At 43.6% G+C, this 20,302-nt stretch carries 15 protein-coding genes; 9 read left to right on the top strand and 6 right to left on the bottom strand.

What is annotated here, in order from left to right; translation table 11 throughout:
• Positions 1-180 precede the first annotated feature (180 nt).
• Positions 181-1,659, bottom strand: coding sequence for a glucose-6-phosphate dehydrogenase (gene zwf / locus FD17_RS09215; protein WP_057825874.1), 1,479 nt, complete (start codon positions 1,657-1,659; stop codon positions 181-183).
• Positions 1,660-1,939: 280 nt separating this feature from the next.
• Here zwf and FD17_RS09210 point away from each other — a divergent pair, with 280 nt between their 5' ends.
• From FD17_RS09210 to FD17_RS09200, 3 genes are all read left to right on the top strand, one after another.
• Positions 1,940-2,665, top strand: a complete 726-nt coding sequence (locus FD17_RS09210; RefSeq protein WP_057825871.1) for an Ig-like domain-containing protein — start codon at positions 1,940-1,942, stop codon at positions 2,663-2,665.
• A 132-nt stretch (positions 2,666-2,797) separates the two neighbouring features.
• Positions 2,798-3,409, top strand: a complete 612-nt coding sequence (locus FD17_RS09205) for a sugar O-acetyltransferase (RefSeq protein ID WP_057825868.1) — start codon at positions 2,798-2,800, stop codon at positions 3,407-3,409.
• Positions 3,410-3,506: 97 nt separating this feature from the next.
• Entirely contained in the window at positions 3,507-4,691 is a 1,185-nt protein-coding gene (locus tag FD17_RS09200; protein WP_057825866.1) for an MDR family MFS transporter, read from the top strand.
• 92 nt (positions 4,692-4,783) lie between these two features.
• On the opposite strand, the gene nrdI is transcribed toward FD17_RS09200, so the two are convergent.
• The 3 genes from nrdI to FD17_RS09185 form a co-directional block, all read right to left on the bottom strand.
• Positions 4,784-5,248 (bottom strand): class Ib ribonucleoside-diphosphate reductase assembly flavoprotein NrdI, encoded by a 465-nt coding sequence (gene nrdI / locus FD17_RS09195; RefSeq protein WP_225363451.1) that lies wholly within the window; start codon positions 5,246-5,248, stop codon positions 4,784-4,786.
• A 72-nt stretch (positions 5,249-5,320) separates the two neighbouring features.
• Entirely contained in the window at positions 5,321-8,437 is a 3,117-nt protein-coding gene (locus FD17_RS09190) for a YfhO family protein (RefSeq protein WP_057825861.1), read from the bottom strand.
• A gap of 121 nt (positions 8,438-8,558) precedes the next feature.
• Positions 8,559-9,950 (bottom strand): hemolysin family protein, encoded by a 1,392-nt coding sequence (locus FD17_RS09185; RefSeq protein WP_057825858.1) that lies wholly within the window; start codon positions 9,948-9,950, stop codon positions 8,559-8,561.
• 203 nt (positions 9,951-10,153) lie between these two features.
• On the opposite strand from FD17_RS09185, the gene FD17_RS09180 reads away from it, so the two are divergent.
• The 3 genes from FD17_RS09180 to FD17_RS09170 all read left to right on the top strand — a co-directional run bounded on the left by FD17_RS09180 (position 10,154) and on the right by FD17_RS09170 (position 11,897).
• Positions 10,154-10,519, top strand: a complete 366-nt coding sequence (locus tag FD17_RS09180) for a hypothetical protein (protein ID WP_057825856.1) — start codon at positions 10,154-10,156, stop codon at positions 10,517-10,519.
• A gap of 212 nt (positions 10,520-10,731) precedes the next feature.
• Positions 10,732-11,070: a toxin-antitoxin system HicB family antitoxin gene (locus tag FD17_RS09175; protein ID WP_156653617.1), complete on the top strand. Its 339-nt coding sequence runs from the start codon at positions 10,732-10,734 to the stop codon at positions 11,068-11,070.
• Between the two features lie 5 nt (positions 11,071-11,075).
• Positions 11,076-11,897, top strand: coding sequence for an SPFH domain-containing protein (locus tag FD17_RS09170; RefSeq protein WP_057825850.1), 822 nt, complete (start codon positions 11,076-11,078; stop codon positions 11,895-11,897).
• Between the two features lie 94 nt (positions 11,898-11,991).
• Here FD17_RS09170 and FD17_RS09165 read toward each other — a convergent pair whose 3' ends face one another.
• Positions 11,992-12,924, bottom strand: a complete 933-nt coding sequence (locus FD17_RS09165) for an AEC family transporter (RefSeq protein ID WP_057825848.1) — start codon at positions 12,922-12,924, stop codon at positions 11,992-11,994.
• 24 nt (positions 12,925-12,948) lie between these two features.
• Positions 12,949-13,788, bottom strand: a complete 840-nt coding sequence (locus tag FD17_RS09160; protein WP_057825846.1) for an aldo/keto reductase — start codon at positions 13,786-13,788, stop codon at positions 12,949-12,951.
• Between the two features lie 176 nt (positions 13,789-13,964).
• On the opposite strand from FD17_RS09160, the gene FD17_RS09155 reads away from it, so the two are divergent.
• The 3 genes from FD17_RS09155 to adhE all read left to right on the top strand — a co-directional run bounded on the left by FD17_RS09155 (position 13,965) and on the right by adhE (position 19,837).
• Positions 13,965-16,343, top strand: a complete 2,379-nt coding sequence (locus tag FD17_RS09155; protein ID WP_057825843.1) for an HAD-IC family P-type ATPase — start codon at positions 13,965-13,967, stop codon at positions 16,341-16,343.
• Positions 16,344-16,450: 107 nt separating this feature from the next.
• Positions 16,451-16,978 carry a DUF1836 domain-containing protein gene (locus FD17_RS09150; RefSeq protein ID WP_057825839.1) on the top strand — a complete coding sequence of 176 codons (528 nt, stop codon included), beginning with the start codon at positions 16,451-16,453 and terminating at the stop codon, positions 16,976-16,978.
• Between the two features lie 240 nt (positions 16,979-17,218).
• Positions 17,219-19,837, top strand: coding sequence for a bifunctional acetaldehyde-CoA/alcohol dehydrogenase (adhE, locus tag FD17_RS09145; RefSeq protein ID WP_057825837.1), 2,619 nt, complete (start codon positions 17,219-17,221; stop codon positions 19,835-19,837).
• The last annotated feature ends 465 nt before the right edge of the window (positions 19,838-20,302 follow it).

Here is a 20,302-nt window from a genome sequence, read left to right as displayed (position 1 = left end):
ACGGTTCAAAACCGCTTTTAGAAACAGGTACAGGGGTTTAATCATTTCATAAGATGATAAAATATGTGATTATTTTCAAGAAATCGTAAAAAATTTACATTTATATGGATCATCAAAATGAACCCAAACAAAAACTGCCGGAAAACGATTTTCGCTTTCCGACAGTTTCATTATTAAAGATTACTTGTTCAATTTGTATACCCATTCACGGTGGTCACGGGCAAGTAATTCATCGGCTGATACTGGACCCATTGATCCTGGAATGTAGTTAGGGAACATTGGTTGTTGAATATCCCAAACACGGCGGATTTGATCAACAAACTTCCAAGCATTGGCAACTTCTGGCCAGCTTGCAAAGTTGGTACCGTCGCCCTTCAAAACGTCGTGGATTAAACGTTCGTAAGGTTGTGGAGTTTCCTTGGTTCTCTTTGAATCTTCAAGGTATTGCAGCTGAACGGGTTCAGTGTGGAATCCTTGTTCGCTGTTCTTGGCGTTAACCATCAGTGAGAAACCTTGGTTAGGCTCAATGAAGATGGTCAAAACATTGGCGTTAAGTGGTGCGCTTCCACTTTGTGGGAAGGCGAAGATATCAACTAACGGCTTCTTGAAGACAACGTCGACACGAGTGAACTTGTCGGCAAGCTTCTTACCGGTTCTAATGTAGAATGGTGTGCCTGACCAACGGTAGTTATCAAATAATAACTTACCGGCAACGAAGGTTTCGGTATTTGAATCCTTTGGAACACCGTCTTCTTCACGGTATTCTTTGCCGTTACCAACAGCAGCGTATTGACCACGGACGAAGTTGCTTGAAGCTTCAGCAACGTTGTAGACACGGAGACTACGCAATGCCTTAACTTTTTCAGCACGGATATCAGTATCCTTGAAAGCAACTGGTTGTTCCATGGCAAGCAGGCTGACAATTTGCATGATATGGTTTTGAACCATGTCACGAAGAGCACCGGAATTGTCGTAGTAACCGGCACGTTCTTCAACACCCAGCTTTTCAGCCAGGGTTACTTGAATATTGTCGATATAACGGTTGTTCCAGAGAGCTTCGAAAATGGTGTTGCCAAAACGAATTGCTTCGATGTTTTGGATCATTTCCTTACCTAAGTAATGGTCAATTCTGAAGATCTGGTTTTCTTCAAATGCATGGCTTAAGTCATCATTTAATTGTTTTGCTGATTCATAATCACGGCCGAACGGCTTTTCAATAACCAGACGGTTAAAGCCATTGCCTTCTGACAGAAGGTGTTGAGCTTTAAGGTTTTTAGCAACTGTTCCGAAGAAGTTGGGTGCCATTGAAATGTAGAACACACGGTTCCCGTTCAATTGGTATTTCTTGTCCAGTTCATTTGCCTTATCTTTTAATACAGAATAATGTTCGAGGTCGGTTACATCATGAGGTACAAAGTAGAAATGGCTGGCAAAGTCAGCAATTTGCTTTTTGTTGGTTGATTCCTTAGAAACAGATTTTACAACCATTTCACGGAATTTTTCATCATCAAATTTGTAACGGGAAGTCCCAATCACAGCAAAGTGATCACGGATATTTCCCTTCTCGAAAAGCTTTAACATTGCGGGATAAAGTTTACGAGTGGCAAGGTCACCAGTTGCTCCAAAGAGCATAATCAAAGAACGTCTTTCAGTTGGCAAAATGTTCACTCCTATCAGAATATTAACTCAGTAATTTGGTACATGTCTATACCAGTTCCCCAACATTATATAACACAAATTAGCCCAACGAAAGCGAATTCAGCATGTAAATGAATAAAATTTACAGGCATATCATTTTCATAATAACAACCCGAAATCACATGACTGTTCGGTGAGGCTTTTCTTAAGAAAAGGATAAATGAAGACTGTTTTGACGGCATTTTTATGGCAATCATTTATAATGAATCATGCAAAATAAAGATTAGGGAGCAATATCATAATGAAGAAATTTAAGTTTATCGCGTTCTTCGCGGTCCTGGCATCATTACTCGTTGGATTCAGCGTTAACGCGTCTGCAAGTTCTCCGTCACTCAAAGTCAATAATATCTATACGACTTCCAAGGCAGTTACCGGAACGGCTACCAAAGGTGTTTCAATTATTGTTCGGAACGCTAAGAAGACAACCCTTGCCAGCACAACTGCCGACAGCACCACTGGTAAGTTCAGCGCAGCTTTGCATACCAATGTTAAAGCCAACCAAAAGCTTTATGTGTTTGCCCGCAAGTCATCAACTTCATACTTCTACCGAATTATGACCGTTAAGACACCAAAGGCTTCAACCTCTACCACAACAAGTAACAGTTCAAAATCTTCAAGCAGCAAGATTACCATCTCAGAACCAACCGGCCGTTGGCAATCAGGTAACAACAACGGATACAGCGTTGTCACCAACTTCAGCCAAAAGGGTGGTTTGAACCAGGGCTTGTATAAGAATGGCAAGTATCAAAAGAAGCTGATCAACTTTGCCAACTACAAAGTAACCACTTATTCAAAGACTTTCTGGGGAATTACTTACCGTGAACGTGGAAGCAAGACTTACCACAAGTTCTATCTGAGATTTACTGATAATACCCATTTCATTATCGTTAATAAAGCCAACCACGCAATCAAAGTGCAGTATGGCAACACACCACTTCACTACTATAAATTTGCGCTTGTAAAATAGTTAGATAAAATTAACTTATCAACCGGCTTAAAGGCAATTGACCTTGGCCGGTTTTTTGTTGGGCAAATTGGTCTGTCAGGCAGGCCCAATATGCTATGATTACCTTGATATAACGAGTTTGGAGGCCTTACCATGGATGAAAATGAAAGAATGCTTTCCGGAAAGCTGACCAATCCACGAGATCCGGAATTATTGAAGCGGCAGAGGTTGGCCCACCGGCTGACGAAAATGTACAATGATACGTTTGATGATGAGACAGAGAAACGCACAGAAGTATTGAAGCAGCTCCTGCCCAACTCTTCAGAGCGAATTTACCTGCAGGGGCCGATCTTTGTGGATTACGGCACCCACATCAAAATTGGTGATCGCTTTTACGGCAACACTAACATCACCTTTTTAGACAGTGGCATGATTACCATCGGCGACAATGTGCTGCTGGGGCCAAACGTCAGCTTGGTTACCCCAATGCATCCGCTTCGCTATGAAGATCGGAACTTTTCTGCTCATAACGATTTGCCCGGCAAGGAATATACCAAGCCGATCACTATTGAGGATAATTGTTGGCTGGCATCAAACGTCACTGTAGTCGGTGGCGTTACGATTGGTCATGGATCGGTTATTGGTGCCGGAAGCGTGGTCACACATGATATTCCAGCCAATTCATTGGCCGTTGGCAATCCATGTCGGGTTTTGCGGAAGATTACCGATCAAGACGACATTCGGTTAAAGAAGGAATTATTTTAGAAATCTTTCGGTTATGAATACAGTTTCTACCCGTAGTATGCGAAAATGGGGATAGAGGAATTTGAGTCGAAAATATGTTAATGAGGGGACTGATTAATTGATAAAACAACGAAACGAGATCAGATTTAATTCTGTCATTATTTATTCCCTTATTCTGAATGCCGGTGCTGCCTTTATGTGGCCGTTGGTAACGGTCTATCTGCATAATTACCTACATAAATCCTTAACGCTGGCAGGGATGGTTCTACTGGCGATGTCATGTTTTATGATGCTTGGTAACTTTTTGGGTGGTTATTTGTTCGACCATTGGTCACCTTATAAAGCGACAATTATCAGTGCGCTGATTTCCACTTCGGCAATCTTCACGCTGGTATTCTTCCATGGCTGGCCAATGTTTGGCATTATGCTGCTGTTTGTGGGATTTGGTGACGGTGCCTGTATGACCCTGTTGAATTCCTATGCCGCCAGTATCAAGACCCGATCAACAAGGGCAATCTTTAATATCCTCTATATTGGCCAAAACGTCGGGATTGTGATTGGAACGTTAATGGTGGGGTTCCTGCTTAAACATGGTGTGACGGTGGTATTCGGCGTGACGTCCATCTTTTATGCCGCACTGGTGCTCATTACCATTCTGGAATTCAGAGTTAACGTTGATCGACGCGTATCAGGCAAGCCCGTTAAGCCGGGGGCACCTGTGGAAACCAAAGTTGGTGGGATGATCCTGGCGATTTGTGGCGTGGTGCTGTCAGTTTATCTGGCCTACGCACTATGGGAAAGTGTCATTCCGGTTCACATGACCAACCTCAACATTCCGTTTGAAAACTACAGCTTATTGTGGACCTTGAACGGCTTGATGATTGTGATTGGTCAGCCATTTGTTAACCGGATCGGGACTCATTTCAAGCTCAGCACCCAGACTTACGTCGGTGTGACGATTTTTGCTGCATCATTTCTGTGGCTGATATTTGCTCGAGATTACACAGCATTTGTGTTGGTCATGATTGTGACAACAATCGGCGAGATGATCGGCTTTCCTGGGATTCCGGCTTGGATTGACAGCCTATCGACACCCCAGACACGAGGAAAGTTCCAAGGGTTGTATAACCTGTTCATGTCTTGTGGTCGGGCACTTGGCCCACTGATTGGTGGGATTGTGTTGGACTACGCTTCATATCGAGAACTGTTCTCGTTTGCTGCCGGGTTGATTATTGCCTTCGCAATTATTCTGTGGGTGATGAATCGACTTAGGATGCATAAAAGCCAAGCAGATCTTGGGTAGTTCGTTTGGAAATGTTTGAACTTCATAAATAAAGACAGCAAAAAGGCGGTTGACCAGAAATTTCTGATCAATCGCCTTTACTATATCAAGGATTAACTTTTTGCCAATAATTTATAAATCCGCTCAACGTCGCGGCCGGTTCCTCTCAACTCGTAATCAGCGAGGAAAGGAACGTTGAACTGCGAAGCGTAACGCTTGGCAGTCAAGCAGTACTGTTCGTTGAAGTTCCGATTGCCGCTGCCGACAATGCCATGACATAATTTTGCGTTGTCGTTATAGGCAATGTATTCGCCAAGGGCGTTGGTCATTAATTCTTTAACGCCATTGTCGATGCCGTTGCCGCCATCCAGATAGGTTGGCACGAAAGCAAAATATGGTTCGGTTTCATCATCAAAATCAGTTTGTTCACTGATTTCTTTCGATACAACCAATGGATTGGCAGGATCCTGGTCGTGCATGCCGGCTGCGTAACTTGCCAGGTTTTTTAAAAAGGCACGGGTATTTCCCTCAATTGAAATGAATAGTATTTTGATCGGACTCAAGGTGGACCTCCTCATATGATGAAAAATGATTTCGTTTTAGTGATTCGCTAACTCTTACTTTACCGATTGCCATTGACCTTGGCAAGCTTAATTTGAAGAACAGCTGCCATGCTTGGCTGCATGGCGTTTTTTGTTCTGCTTAGGGACGAGTTTACCGATGATACCAAATCCAAGCAGCACAATAAATGCCAACCAACTGATGCCAGACAACAGCTTACCAATTTTAATGCCGGGAGTTGTGTAATCGAGCTTGATTTGATGACTTCCAGCCGGTAGATTGGCACCGACAAAGCCTTTATTGACAACGAAGGTTTTGTCAGGCTTGCCGTCAATTGTCAGCTTCCAGCCGGTTGAATAAGGAATTGATGTGACCATCGTTCCGGCTTTGGCATTATTCGTCGTTCCACTGACGTGATTGCCTTTCACCTTTAAATTGGCGGGCTTTGTCTGCTTGAGCTTCTGCATTTGGGTGTCATAACTCTTGTTATAAGGCATGGCAACCAGCTTGGCTGATTTGAACTTGATATTCTTAACCTGATTGAAGTCCAAAGCAATGTTCTTGCGCTGATGGGTTGAATAGCCCAGGTTGAGGACGATGTTGCTGATCTGACGATAATTGGAAAGGTTATTGTTATCGTATTGGTTATAACCATTTTGATGGTCCTTAGCGAATGCATTAAACAGATATCCACCAAAGGTCGGCTTCAAAATACTATGACGATATTCGTCCATCTTTCCCATCTTGGAGTAGAGCTTGTTGTCCAACAGGAACTTGTTGGCCATCCATTGACGGTGTTCGGCAGGCGTTCCATCAGTCTGCTTGATGCCGGAAAGCACCAGGAATAACTCAGTGTTCTTAGTGGCCTTTGGGTTTTTAACTTTAAGTGTGTAGTCAATTGGATTGCCGGCAACGTCTGAGGTCATTTCCTTTAGGCCGTTGATGTTCTTGTAGTGATTGGTTTCAATAATTGACCGGTTGGTAGCCAGCAGGTCCTTGGTCTTTTGCAGATTGGCGCCGAGGCTGACCTGTTCGTGTGGCTGATCAACCAACTTGTCCGAATTGGATTTATTGATAATTCCCAGACGGTATTTGGTCAACTGACGGCCGTTATAGACAATCTTTGAGGTGTCCATTTTGACCGTGTAGCCGATCTTTTTTTGTGGTGATTTGTAGTTCAAGGGATGGGTATTGTACTTGGATTTGTTAACCACGGCCCCTTGGGTCATCACCCGTTCACGATTGACTTCACTCATCTTGTTGTACGCAGATGGGGAAACGGTCTTGAACTGGGTGTATACCAGCGGCAGTGCGTTATTTGACTTGTAAATGGTTGTGCCATACATATTTTCAATCGCCTGAACGGCATCTACCCGAGCTTTGGCTGGGAAGACTTTGATTTGACCGTTCTTGTCACGAACCGGTTTGTACCCATAGGGCGTAACCGGCGGATTCTTGGTGTTGGCTTTGGCAAACATGTATTTAACCCCCAACAAGTTATTGAAGGCTGTTCGATAATCTCCCTGGGCAATCGGCGTATTCATCGAGAACTGGCTGTTGCCAACCGATTGTGAGAATTTGCCGAGATAGCCATTTTGAAGGGTTAGATAGACTGAAGTATCGTTAAGCCCACTGTTAATTGGAAAATCAGTATTGGTGTTTGAGTAATTGGCTAAGTTTTGAATGTGCGTATTGTAGTGATACTTGGGATTCATTGAAACTCTAAAGAAACCTGGCAGCTTATCCAAATACTTTTGGGCGCCACTGAAGTAATCATTGCTAAAACGAGTTGCCAGTCCGCGGTTCAATTGCTGCAGCGCCAGCTTACTGGAGTGGGGGCTGTAGATTCCGATGATGTTTGCTGAAATATTTAATAAGAAAACTGCTGAAACCAGGGTGATCTTGGTTGATTGCTTCCAGTTGAAGACCATACTGCAGAGAACGACGATTACAGTCAATAACAGGATGCCATAGACAACGAAATCGTGGGGTTGGAGATTCATCCAGAAACCGCCAAGCGTCCAGACAAGGGCAATCAGGCCGACTGATGCACCACTGAACCACGCAATATCATTTCTGGTGAAATCACCAAGATGCTCGATGAAGACCATGGTTGCGAATGCAAACAGAACGTTCACAAGGAACACCCAACGGTTGGAGGGGGTCGAAATGGCGTTCATAACTGCGCCGACAGCCGGCAGCAGGATTCCAACCACCATGGTGATCAACGCCACGTTTTGCCACAGGTAGTGCTTAAAGTGCCTCAGCATGTAAACCAGTCCGAGATATGATAAACCAGAGATACCAATCACCAGCCAGAAATTCATTGCCCGGCCGGTTGGTAGAATCGCGCTGGGGATGTCCAGATAATATTGCAACGGGAAGAAAAGCATCCCGTTGGCAAAGTTATCGTTAAGCCGAGTTGATCCCATTGCTAAGATAATTGTTGGCAAAAAGACAATTGCCGACATTCCAAGGCCGATGACTGCTGATAGAATCAGCTTACCAAAGGCTTTCAAAGGTTCAAAGTCTGCCCACTTTCTCAAGCTGAGCATTCGGATGACAACATAGGCAATTGAGCCAAGACCCAGAATCCAGGCAAAGTAGAAGTTACTCAAGAAGACCATAAAGACAGTGAACATCAGTGGCAGCCAGGATTTGTTATGCAGGACTCTGTCGATTCCATAACACAGGAGTGGGAAGTAAATGAGTGGCAGAATAAAGAATGGGTGATGCAGTGCGGTTGCCAACGCATAACCGTTGAAAGCATAGGCTAAAGAACCGATAACCCGACTGCTTCTTTTAAATTTATACGATGAAGAATACAGCATAAAGCTCAGACCGGAGAAATACATCCGCAAGAACACAAGGAACGCGAAGGCATTTTCAATCTGATTCTTTGGAAACAGCACGATGAGGTAATTAAAGATATCGCCAATAACATAGTATGAAAGGTTGGTCAGCTGATCGGATCCCAAGCTGATATTCCAAGCCCAATGTGTAAAACCACCACTTGGGTTATGCAGGAATTCCAGGATCATATGCCTAAGCTGAAGAAGGATTGGATAATGCTGCGCCATCCCATCCAGTTCCCAAATCATTGATCGACCTGTTAAGTACAAGCAGCCGACTAAAACACAGATCAAAGCGGTAAACAGCACCGTATACGTGATCCAAGCAGGTGTTTTTTGCCATAGCTTTTTCACTTATTAGTTCCCCCTTAGACATTAATAGTGCCATATCGGCATTGTTATAAATCGTTTCTATATGTAAAAAGACTGCTCGCAAAACAAATGTCTTGTCACAGTCTTATTGAAGTTTCAATCATTAATCGTCTTGGTTGTCCTTTTCGTCTTGAGCAGCTTTTTGAGCTGGAGTATGCTTGCTGACCTCGAACCAATTGATAAATGAGTTCTCATAGTCAACGATCTTAAAGTCGAAGTTTTCAAACGAAATGACGTCGCCGGCTTTAATGTCCGGGTAGTTGTCCAAGAAGTATCCGGCCAAAGTAACGGCATCTGAATTGGTAAACTCAGGGAAGTCGGCATCAAAGTACCGCTCAAAATCATGGGTGGTCAACTTTCCGTTAACTTGGTAAGTTCCGTTAGGCTGTTTGAAAATGTAGTCAGTAATTGAAGGATCAATTTCGTCTCGGACTGTTCCAAACAACTCTTCATAAATATCTTTATCAGTAATGATTCCTGAAGTTCCACCATATTCGTCAACGACCACAACGATTGGTGTCCGTTTTTGGATCATTTGATGGAGGACGTCGGTGATTGGCGTCATTTCAGGGGTGGTTGAAATATCTCTGAGCAGACGGTCAATCTTAATGGTTGGGTCAACTTGAGATTGGCGAATTAAATCGTAGTTGTAGACATAACCCAGAATCTTATCTTTATCGCCATTGGCAACAACCGGGATTCGGCTGAATTTCTGCTGCAGATAAACCTGCACAGCTTCTTTAACGGTCGTCGTGATGTCGATAACCACGAGTTGAGTCCGGTCGATCATGATATCCTTGGCAACCTTATCATTTAGCTGGAAGGCCCGCTGCATGTACAGGTAGTCGTTTTGTTCCAGGGCACCGCTCTTAACGGCATTTCTTGAAAGGTTTAAGATTTCGGCCTGAGAAAATGATTCGTCGTTTTCGTTGGCAACCTTTAAGCCCAGCATCTTGACAATTCCATTGGCTGAAATATTTAACAGCCAAACGAATGGGTAGAAGATCACGTGGAAGTAATGCAATGGTGTGCTGATAAATGACAACACGGCCATTGGCATATCAATACTGATGTTCTTTGGCACAATTTCAGTTAAAACAACTTCCAAATAAGTCAGGATGATAATTCCAAGCACGGCACCAACAGCGTGGGCTGCGGTTGGATCAATTGGTGAGTTATGGATTTCCATGACATCAACCAAAATTGTTACAACGAAAGATTCACCCAAGTAACCTAAAATGATACCGGCCAAGCTGACACCAACCTGGGTTGTGGAGAGATATTCGTTCAAGTTGGTAACCATGTGGATTTCACGGTCAAGTTTTTTGATGCCCTTGGCTTTTTTACCTTTTGCTTCTATTAAGTTCTTCTTGCGCTCTTCCAGTGCGCTTGCCCGGGTTTGAACCAGGGAAAATTCACTTGCCACGAAGAAGGCAGCGAAGAAAAATGTTACGATCACAATAATTAGATTAGTCAGTATCTGGCTATCGTCCAAAATTCAATTCCTCATTTCAAAAATGATATATATAGTAAAAACCAATTCCATCTGTAAATTTCAGATTACATCTAATTATACGCCCGCACAAGGTATTTTTTAAGTGGTTTGAAATATTATTAGCTATTAATGGTTGTTTTTCTTAACTTTAATTCCAAATCAGTGCTAGCATTAAGGTAGACCAAAATAAAGGGGATGTTATCATGGCTGAAAAGGTAAGAGAAAGTGCTGCCGAAAAGAAAGCCGATGCTGAAGAACGAGATAATGATAAAAACCTCAAGTACACCGACGATCAAGTTAAGAAAGCAGTTGATCTGATTAATGATCAAGGATACGTCACCAAGAAGGATATTCCTGAAATGGACGACGATGACTGGTCAAAGGGATTCGCTGCCAAAATCGACGACGTATTTAAAAACAGCGACAAAGATCCATACATCTATTACGAAAAGTTTGACTATGCCGGTGGTGAAATCGACACAATCATTTGGAACATGGATGTTATCAAGACCCGTGACGATGCTTTAAAGAAGTTAGCTGATATTATGGGCAAGAAGATCGTTCGTTAATCTTTTTAATCAAATCAATTGGTAAATTTAACAATCCAGTTAAGATTGCGAACTTTACCGATATAAAACAGGATTGCTGATTATTTCCAGAAATGGAGATGGTTGGTAATCCTGTTTTTTATTTGTCGGATTACTATGGGAATGATATCATGATGATATCAAATGCATGGATTAATTGGTTTTGGATGTCAATTAAAAAGGACGGATAAATGATGGGGGAAGTATCTCGCGAAAAGCGATTTCTATTACGTCTTGACCAGGGCCTTTATGATAAGGTCGCAAGCGAGGCAACAGAAAAGAATCAAAGTGTGAATGCGTATATTGTCAGTATTCTAGAAGCTGCCGAGGACAACATCAATTTTGAACACCGTCAATTTGTTGGCAGGGTGATTCCCGGTAAGCAGATTTTGATTGACAGCGGTCTGGTTTCGGTATCGGGGATTTATTACCGGTATTTGATTGATGATAACGCCAAGGTGGATAAGCATGCCGATTATACGGTCATTGAAGCAAACGGCAACATATTAACGCTGCGAAAAATAAAGGAGTAACCACTATGCCATTAGGAATTAAGATTGTGCCTCAAAATAACCAGGGATTAGTTGAAACTTTCGGCAAGTATCATCGGAGTGTCACATCCGGGTTTCATTTCTATCTGCCATTCGTCCAAAAGATCCGGACAGTCAGTCTGGCGATGGAGCCAAAGTCCCTGCCCAACTATTCAATCATTACCAAAGATAACGCCGACGTATCGGCCAGCCTGACCTTGAACTACCACGTGACCGATGCAGTTAAGTACCAATATGAAAATACGGATTCGGTTGAATCCATGGCTCAATTGGTTCGGGGACATCTTCGAGACATCATCGGCCGAATGGATTTGAACGAAGCTTTGGGATCCACTGCTAAGATTAATCAGGAATTAGCTGTAGCGATTGGTGATCTGACCAATACTTACGGGATTAACGTGGACCGGATCAACATCGATGAATTAACCCCATCGACTGCCATTCAGGAAGCCATGGACAAACAATTGACCGCCGATCGTGAACGGGTCGCCGCAATTGCCAAGGCTGAAGGAGAGGCTAAATCTATCGAATTGACTACTAAAGCCAAGAACGATGCTTTAAAGGCAACCGCCAAAGCTGAGGCCGAAGCCACCCGCACTCGTGCCGATGCTGAAAGATATCGGATTGATACGGTCCAGGCCGGCTTGTCGTCAGCCGATGACAAGTACTTCCAAAACCAGTCGATCAATGCCTTCAGTGAACTCGCAAATTCACCGGCCAATACTATCGTTGTTTCTGATGACAAGATTGGTGAGCTGGGCCAGCTTCCCGTCGTCGGTAAGTTGTTGAAAAAGGGTGCCGACCAGTAATACTGCAAATTGATAAATTGAGCCATGAAGACAAATAAGACGCAGCTCCCAATATTTAGGGAACAGCGTCTTATTTTTGGAAGCAAACTCAGGATTAAAATGCCATCATCAACGCAAAGACGATTGGAATTGTCGCCAAGCTTAAGATCGTCGACAAACTCATTAACGCCACCGCCGGGCTTGCATCACCATATGCCTGCAGCGTGAACAAGACAACCAGGCCGGCTGTTGGACAGGCAGCCATCAAGACGGTGGTATTTAAAGCAACGCCCGAAACGGTGAGAGCCTGGAGAATAAACATTGCGACAATTGGGAACAACAGGTTGCGGAAAAAGATTGCCAGCCATAGATGCCAGTCAATCAACTGCCGACTGATCCGAATATTGCCAAGACTGTTACCAATGACGATCATCGATAACGGCGTGTTGATCGAGCTGACGTAATGAATCACCCTGTCTACCGGTACCGGCATTTTAAATGAAATCAAGAAAATGCCTAATCCCAGAAAGATCGCGATGATATTTGGATTAATGATAATTTCTCTGAAGTTCTGCCAGTGATCGGTTTCCTTTTTGGAAGTCTTGAACAGTGAAACGCCGTGAGTCCAGCTAAAGATGTTAAAGCCAGCCAGGGATGCCACCGCAAAAAAGACACCGGCATTCCCAAACAGGGCACTGGTCAGTGGAATTCCCATGAATCCGGCGTTGGAATAAATGCTGCCGTATTTGGTGATTCGCTGGAGGTTGATATTACTGATTCTGCCGAATGAAAACTTGGCGATGATGATTTCGACTATGTAGAACAAAAAGATGCCGACACATACCAGCATCAACTGTTTCATTCGGGTAGCGGAATAATTTTGTTCAAACGCTCCAATGATTAAGCAGGGGGAAACAATATATAAGAGAATATTTGTCAGATCGTTTGAAGTCTGGGTGTGCATGAACCCGACTTTATTGATCAAAACACCAATTAACATAAGGACAAACATTAAAACAATCTGGTTTGTCAGTTGACCAAGGGCCATGCCATCACTTCCTTTGGACGATCATTAATATTGTTTGCCAAGTTCATACACCAATTCCGGTTCATTTCCGGTTCGTTGGTTTTTATTCATCACGTCCAGCATTCTCATCTCATCGCTGTTCAGTTCGAAATCCAGTTCGGTGTTTTCCTTGATTCGTTCTGGTGATTTTGACTTTGGGATGATTGAGATTCCTCTTTGCAGGTCCCAGCGTAAGACGATTTGAGCCGGTGTCTTGCCGTGGTGCTTGGCCATCTTATCCAGCATTGGATTGTCCAACACAATGCCTCTGCCCAGTGGACTCCAAGCCTGAGTGACAATCGACATTTTTTTGTCGAAATCGATCATCGGTTGCTGGGTTAAGTAGGGATGGGTTTCAATTTGGTTAACGACCGGCATTTCATCCGCCTGCGTTTTCAGCAGTTCAAGCTGTGAGCGGGTGAAGTTACTGACACCGATTGATCTGGCCTTCCCCTGTTTTTTTAATTCTTCCATGGCTTTCCAGGTTTCAAAGAAGTGTTCGGCGACCGGCCAATGAATGAGTAATAAATCAACATAGTCGGTTCCCAGCTGCTGCAGTGAAAAGTCGGTACTGTTGATGGTCAGGTCGTGTCCCTGATTCATTTCGGTGACTTTATCAATAATGAAGACATCTTCTCGACGGGCGACTCTTTTGATGGTGTCGCCGAGCATTTTTTCATTCCGGTACAATTGAGCGGTATCAAACATCCGGTAACCGCTTTCGTATGCCGTGGTAATTGCTGTATCCATGAGTTCGGGATTATCCAATTTGTAAGTTCCAAATCCCAGCATCGGCATTTTATGGCCATCTGCTAATTGATAGGTACTTTTATCTGGTTGAAACATATTAGTTCCCCCTTGCGTGTTAGTTAGATTTATTTTAGCATACCCACCAGTCAATGTTTGACCGCGTTCCCCTGTAAAATCAATAAGAATCATATAAACTTGATTTAAAGGGTCTAAATAAATGTGATTTTTTCCGTTAATTTTGTACAATTGTTGTAAAGAGAGGTGTTAACCGAATGGCAGACGTAAATAGTTCAAATACTGATCCTGATGTTGGCCTGAGTGATATTCAGGTTCGACAGCAGATTCGCGACGGTAACCAAAATACCGGCGAAGAGTCATTGACTCGAAGTGTTTCAGATATTCTTCGAGACAATACATTTACGCTCTTCAACTTGATTAACGTGGTTCTGGGTGCCCTGATCTTTTATACGGGCAGCTACAAGAACCTCCTATTTTTGGGGATTGCCTTCTTTAACACTGCGATCGGAATTATTCAGGAAATCCGTTCGAAACGCCAAGTCGATAAAATGGTCCTGCTGGCTGAGGGCAAGATCAACGTCATTCGAAACGGTGAGGATATGCAAATTCATTCCGATGATATCGTTCTTGGAGATATCATTCAGCTTGGCCGCGGGGACCAAATTCCCGTTGACGGCGAGGTTGTCAGATCACGTGGGATGGAAGTTGATGAATCGCCGATTACCGGTGAGTCGGAAACCATTTCAAAGAACCAGGGGGATGCCTTAACATCCGGGACTTATCTAGTTGGCGGTTCCGGTAAGATGCGGGTGACCAAAGTCGGTTCGGATACCTTCGTTAATCATTTATCCAATGAAGCCGTGCAGGGCGAGGACACCTCAAGCATTCTGCTTAACACAATTAATCGAATTATTAAAGTTTTGACCTATGTCATCATTCCACTGGGCATCGTGTTGTTCGTTGCCAAATTATATGGTGGGACCGGCATCAATCGGGCCATTCTAGGTTCATCCGCCGCCATGATTGGAATGATCCCTGAAGGCCTGGTGCTGTTGACGTCAATGACGCTGGCGGTTTCTGCCATGCATTTGGCCCGCAAGAAAACGCTGGTTCGTGATTTACCGGCGATTGAAACCCTGGCCCGAGTTGATGTGATTTGTCTGGATAAGACTGGGACCATTACCAGTGGTGATTTAAAATTTGTTCAAGCGATTCCAATGATGAAAGGCGTTCCTGTCGAAGAAGTTGAAAAAGTGGTTGCTGCCATTACGTATGGAACCGGCGATACTAACGAAACTGCAAACGCCATTAAAAATGCGATTGATGATCACGAATTAAAGACTGAGAAAATCATTCCATTCTCCTCAGATCGAAAATGGAGCGGGGTGGGTCTGAGTGACGGCCACGACTATGTTTTTGGTGCGCCTCAGTTCATATTTGAGCATTTGGATCATCCGGCTCAGGCAACCATTACTGAAAATGCCAAGAAGGGTTATCGTGTGTTGGCGGTCGCTCAAGTCGATGACCTCGATCCGCGAAAGCCGCTTCAAGCGCCTAAACTAATCGGCCTTGTCCTAATTTCCGACGTGATTCGACCAAATGCTGCCAATACGTTCCAATACTTCCGAAATCAAGATGTGACGATTAAAGTGATCTCCGGTGATGATCCGACCACGGTTTCAACCATTGCCGAACATGCAGGAATTCAAAATGCCGAACACAGCATTGATATGACCACGGTCAAGGATGACGAAGATTTTGGTGAAATTGCGGCCAAGAATACTGTTTTTGGCCGGGTTACCCCTGATCAGAAAAAGCGTCTGATTGCCGGTCTCCAAGACCGCAAACATACCGTTGCCATGACCGGTGACGGTGTTAATGACTTGCTGGCACTGCGCCAGGCGGATTGTGGAATTGCTATGGCTTCCGGTAGTGAAAGCACCAAGAGTATTGCCGATTTTGTGCTGATTAATTCTAATTTTGACGCCATGATTGATGTGTTGAAAGAGGGCCGTCGGGTTATTAATAACATCGAGAGGGTCGCTTCAATGTATCTGATCAAGACGATGTACTCGGTTGCCTTGTCCTTTATCTTCGTGTTCTTTGCGATGGGCTACCCATTTGAACCAATTCAGCTGACACCAATTACGTCGTTAATGGTCGGCATTCCATCGTTCTTCCTGGCGTTAGAGCCCAACTTCAATAAGATCACCAACCAGTTTATGAAGCAGGTGCTGATTATTTCGACTCCGGCTGCGGTCTGTATCGTCGGCTATGTCATGCTGATTGAAGTGATCGGCCTGTTCTTTGGACTGAAATATGAATTTACTTCTACTTTGTGCGTCCTGTTGACAGGGGCAATCTGCTGGCTGGCGCTGGTAATGGTATCTCGACCTTTGAACCGACTGAAAATCGGTTTGGATGTCCTGGTACTCGTCGTGTTCTTGACGATCATCGTCTTCTTCAATAACATCTTCTCACTGGTTTCGTTCTTCGATAAGGACATTTGGCTGTATGCAATTCCGTTGATTGCGACAGCTTATCCGCTATACATGTTCATGCAGGGAGTCATCGCGACCGTGCTGAACAAGCGGGAGAAGAGAAGACTCCAGCGGCAATCGGAAAACCAATAAGATTATCAATGACGGCTGAGATTATTTGAGCCGTTATTTTTATAGACTATTTCATCTAGTGTTTAATACTAGATAACGTGGTATAATAAATACGAAGGAGTGATAACATGGCATACAATGAAGAACAGTATGAACAGTGGGAACAAAAGCTCAAGTTGGTGGAATTGCCGCTTTGGGCCGATTTACCAAAATTTGAATTGTACATGGATCAACTCGTGGCACTGGTGAACGAAACGCTGGGGCCAATCGGAATTGATAAAGTCACTCCGGCGATGATCAACAATTATGTCAAGAATAAAGCGATTATGGCACCGGTAAAGAAAAAGTATCAGACCATGCAGGTGGCTGATGTGATTTTGATCAGCCTTCTGAAGCCGGCATTCTCATTAGAAACGATTCGTCACGGAATTGATCAGGTGACGGCCAACATTTATCCCCAACAGGCATACGACACGTTTATTAAACGGCTCCTGTTCTCATTCAAGAATATGGACAGCCGAAACAGCCGGGCCCTGGAAGAAAAGAATCTCAACGATAAATTGATGCAGGTTGCCGTCAATGTCATTATTGATCGAATTCAATCTGAAAAGCTGTTATCGATCATTCAGAAGCCGTTAACGAGAGTGACGAAATAACCAAGAGTCGTGAAATCATTCACATATAAATAATGGAACCGCTTTCATAGAAAAAGGACTTGTTGAACAAGCCCTTTTTCTTTTGTTTACTGTTAGAACAGTCTGGAAGCACTTACAAAAAATAAATTGTGATTTTTTGAACAAAACTGTTTACATTTTGAAAATACGTGATATTATTAATCTTGTGAAAAAGATAACAAAGAACAAACAACCTACAAACTTTTCATTGGAGGAAAATCAATGATTGATAACAAAGCAAAAGAAACCAAATCAGCAAAGGCTGAAACAACCGATGTTGATACTATGATTAACGGATTAGTATCAAAGGCTCAAAAAGCCCTCGAAATTATGGATTCATTTGATCAGGAAAAAGTTGACCACATCACTCACCAAATGGTAATGGCCGGCCAAGACAAACATATGGATCTGGCAATCATGGCCTATGAAGAAACCGGCCGTGGGGTTGCTGAAGATAAAGCCATTAAGAATATGTATGCCACTGAAGAAATCTGGCACAGCATCCGCGACCACAAGACCGTGGGCGTTATCAAGGATGATAAAGAACGTCAACTGATTACCGTTGCTGAACCTCTGGGTGTTCTTGCAGGAATCACACCAGTTACCAACCCAACTTCTACTACTTTATTCAAATCAATTATTTCAATGAAGACTCGAAACCCAATCATCTTCAGCTTCCATCCACAAGCATTGAAGTCATCAATTGCCGCTGCCAAGATTGTTCGTGACGCTGCGATTGCTGCCGGTGCTCCTGAAGGCTGTATCCAATGGATTGAAGAACCAAGTATCGAAGCTACCAACAAGCTGATCAACAACCCCGGCGTTGCAAGTACCCTTGCTACTGGTGGTCCCGGCATGGTTAAGGCTGCTTACTCAACTGGAAAGCCTGCTTTGGGTGTTGGCCCTGGTAACGGTCCTGTCTATATTGAAAAGACTGCCAACATTCTGCGTGCCGTAAATGATTTGGTTCTCTCAAAGACATTTGATAACGGTATGATTTGTGCCACTGAAAACAGTGCAGTTATCGATACTGACATTTATGCCGAAGTTAAGAAACAATTGGTTAAGAACGGTGTCTTCTTCGTTGAAAAGAAGGACCAGGCCAAATTAGCCGAAGCAATGTTCAACCCTAAGACTTGCGCTGTTAAAGGCCCAATCGCCGGTAAATCAGCAAAGGTTATTGCTAAATTAGCCGGTATCAAAGTTCCTGACAACACAAAGGTTTTGGCAGCCGAAATTACCGGTGTTGGTCCTAAATACCCATTGTCAGCTGAAAAGCTGAGCCCAGTTATCAGTATTTACAAATCAAAGAACCATGAAGAAGGATTCAAGATCTGTGACGAATTACTTCACTTTGGTGGAATGGGACACACTGCCGGCATCCAAACTTTGGATGACGACTTGGCCCTCAAGTTCGGTGAGCAGATGAAGGCAGCCCGTGTTCTGGTTAACACACCAGGTGGATTCGGTGGCCTTGGTAACCTTTATAACGAAATGACACCATCATTGACTTTGGGTACCGGTTCATGGGGAGCTAACTCAATTTCTCATAACGTTACCGACTATGACCTGTTGAACATCAAAACTATCGCAAAGAGACGAAATAATATGCAATGGATTAAGTTACCTCGTGTTTACTTTGAAAAGACTTCAGTTCGTTACCTGATGGATATGCCTGGAATCAAGAAGGTATTTATTGTAACCAGCCCAGAAATGGTTGAATTTGGTTACGTTGACAAGGTGCTTGATGAATTGAAACGCCGTCCAGACGGAGTTGAATACTCATTATTCTCAAGCGTTGAGCCAGACCCAACAACTGACACAGTTGAAAAGGGTGTTCGTCAAATGAACGCCTTCAAGCCTGACACAATTATTGCCCTTGGTGGTGGTTCACCACTGGATGCCGCTAAGAACATGTGGTTATTCTACGAAGACCCTAAGACCAGCTTCTTCGGTGCAAAGCAGAAGTTCCTGGATATCAGAAAGCGGGCATACCGTTTCAACAAGCCTAAGAAGGCTCAGATGATCGCGATCCCAACTACTTCAGGTACCGGTTCAGAAGTAACACCATTCGCTGTTATCACTGATTCAAAGACTCATGTTAAGTACCCATTGGCTGACTATGCCTTGACACCAGATGTAGCAATTGTTGACCCACAATTTGTCGAAACTGTACCAAAGGGCAACATTGCCGCTTCAGGTTTGGATACTTTATGCCACGGAATCGAATCATTCGTATCAACCATGGCATCAGATTACACTCGTCCATTGTCACTGCAAGCTATCAAGCTGGTATTTGACAACTTGGCAGATTCGTACAATGGCAACATGCACGCCAAGGAAGAAATGCATAACGCCGCAACCCTTGCCGGAATGGCATTCGCTAACGCATTCCTTGGAATTACCCATTCAGTTGCCCACAAACTTGGCGGAGAGTTTGGCCTGACTCATGGTATTGCAATTGCAATCACAATGCCTCATGTCATCCGTTACAATGCCAAATTACCTGAAAAGATCGCCGCATGGCCTAAGTACGAGTACTTCCGTGCCAACAAGGACTATGCAGAAATTGCCCGTTACGTTGGTATCCAAGGCAAGAACGACGATGAATTGATCGAAGGATTAGTTCAAAAGATTATCAAGTTGGCTCATGAAGTAGGCGTAACCTTAAGCTTGAAGGCTTGGGGCGTAGACAAAGCCAAATTCGATGCAGCTGTTGATCGTCTGTCAGTATTGGCATACGAAGATCAATGCACAACTGCCAATCCAAAGGAACCTTTGATTGCCGATCTGAAGCAGATTATGATTGACGATTATGAGGGGACTAATGTAGAAAAATAAGTGAGCGGAACAAACCGTTTAGCTTCTGAGTATTAATGGAATAACCGGTAGTGATGCGATTCATGCATCATTACCGGTTATTTTATTAAACGGAGGAAGCTGGTTTGTGGAGCTGTCCTCGGAGGCAGACGAATCCTGAAAAGATACTTAAATATCCAAAGTAATTTGTAGTATCAATGATTTGATGGATCCAAAAAATCAATCTTAGAAAAAGTCAGTGATGACTGGTTTTCTCATCATTGGCTTTTTTAGTTATGCAGTAGGGGCCAGGGTCGTCGCCAAGTAGGCTAGGCAGGCGTTCCTCCGGCCGTCGGAGCTGTCCTCAAAGACAGACTAAACCGAGGAAGAGCGTTAAATATCCCAATCAAGGTGTAGCATGTCAAATCAAATTTTATGGAAATAATAGTTAACCACATTAACAAAACGTAATCAATATATAACTACATTTGCAAAAAAATAAGCGGT

The sequence above is a fragment of the Lentilactobacillus sunkii DSM 19904 genome (genome assembly GCF_001435575.1).
GTDB classification, from domain to species: domain Bacteria; phylum Bacillota; class Bacilli; order Lactobacillales; family Lactobacillaceae; genus Lentilactobacillus; species Lentilactobacillus sunkii.
This window is presented reverse-complemented; position numbering and strand designations above follow the sequence as displayed.

Excerpts from the sequence above, each read along its gene's own strand:
- nrdI (WP_225363451.1), bottom strand. The coding sequence starts at position 5,248 with ATGAGGAGGTCCACCTTGAGTCCGATCAAAATACTATTCATTTCAATT.
- FD17_RS09160 (WP_057825846.1), bottom strand. The coding sequence starts at position 13,788 with ATGTTTCAACCAGATAAAAGTACCTATCAATTAGCAGATGGCCATAAA.
- adhE (WP_057825837.1), top strand. The coding sequence starts at position 17,219 with ATGATTGATAACAAAGCAAAAGAAACCAAATCAGCAAAGGCTGAAACA.
- FD17_RS09170 (WP_057825850.1), top strand. The coding sequence starts at position 11,076 with ATGCCATTAGGAATTAAGATTGTGCCTCAAAATAACCAGGGATTAGTT.
- FD17_RS09155 (WP_057825843.1), top strand. The coding sequence starts at position 13,965 with ATGGCAGACGTAAATAGTTCAAATACTGATCCTGATGTTGGCCTGAGT.
- FD17_RS09175 (WP_156653617.1), top strand. The coding sequence starts at position 10,732 with ATGGGGGAAGTATCTCGCGAAAAGCGATTTCTATTACGTCTTGACCAG.
- FD17_RS09205 (WP_057825868.1), top strand. The coding sequence starts at position 2,798 with ATGGATGAAAATGAAAGAATGCTTTCCGGAAAGCTGACCAATCCACGA.
- FD17_RS09210 (WP_057825871.1), top strand. The coding sequence starts at position 1,940 with ATGAAGAAATTTAAGTTTATCGCGTTCTTCGCGGTCCTGGCATCATTA.
- FD17_RS09150 (WP_057825839.1), top strand. The coding sequence starts at position 16,451 with ATGGCATACAATGAAGAACAGTATGAACAGTGGGAACAAAAGCTCAAG.
- FD17_RS09180 (WP_057825856.1), top strand. The coding sequence starts at position 10,154 with ATGGCTGAAAAGGTAAGAGAAAGTGCTGCCGAAAAGAAAGCCGATGCT.
- FD17_RS09165 (WP_057825848.1), bottom strand. The coding sequence starts at position 12,924 with ATGGCCCTTGGTCAACTGACAAACCAGATTGTTTTAATGTTTGTCCTT.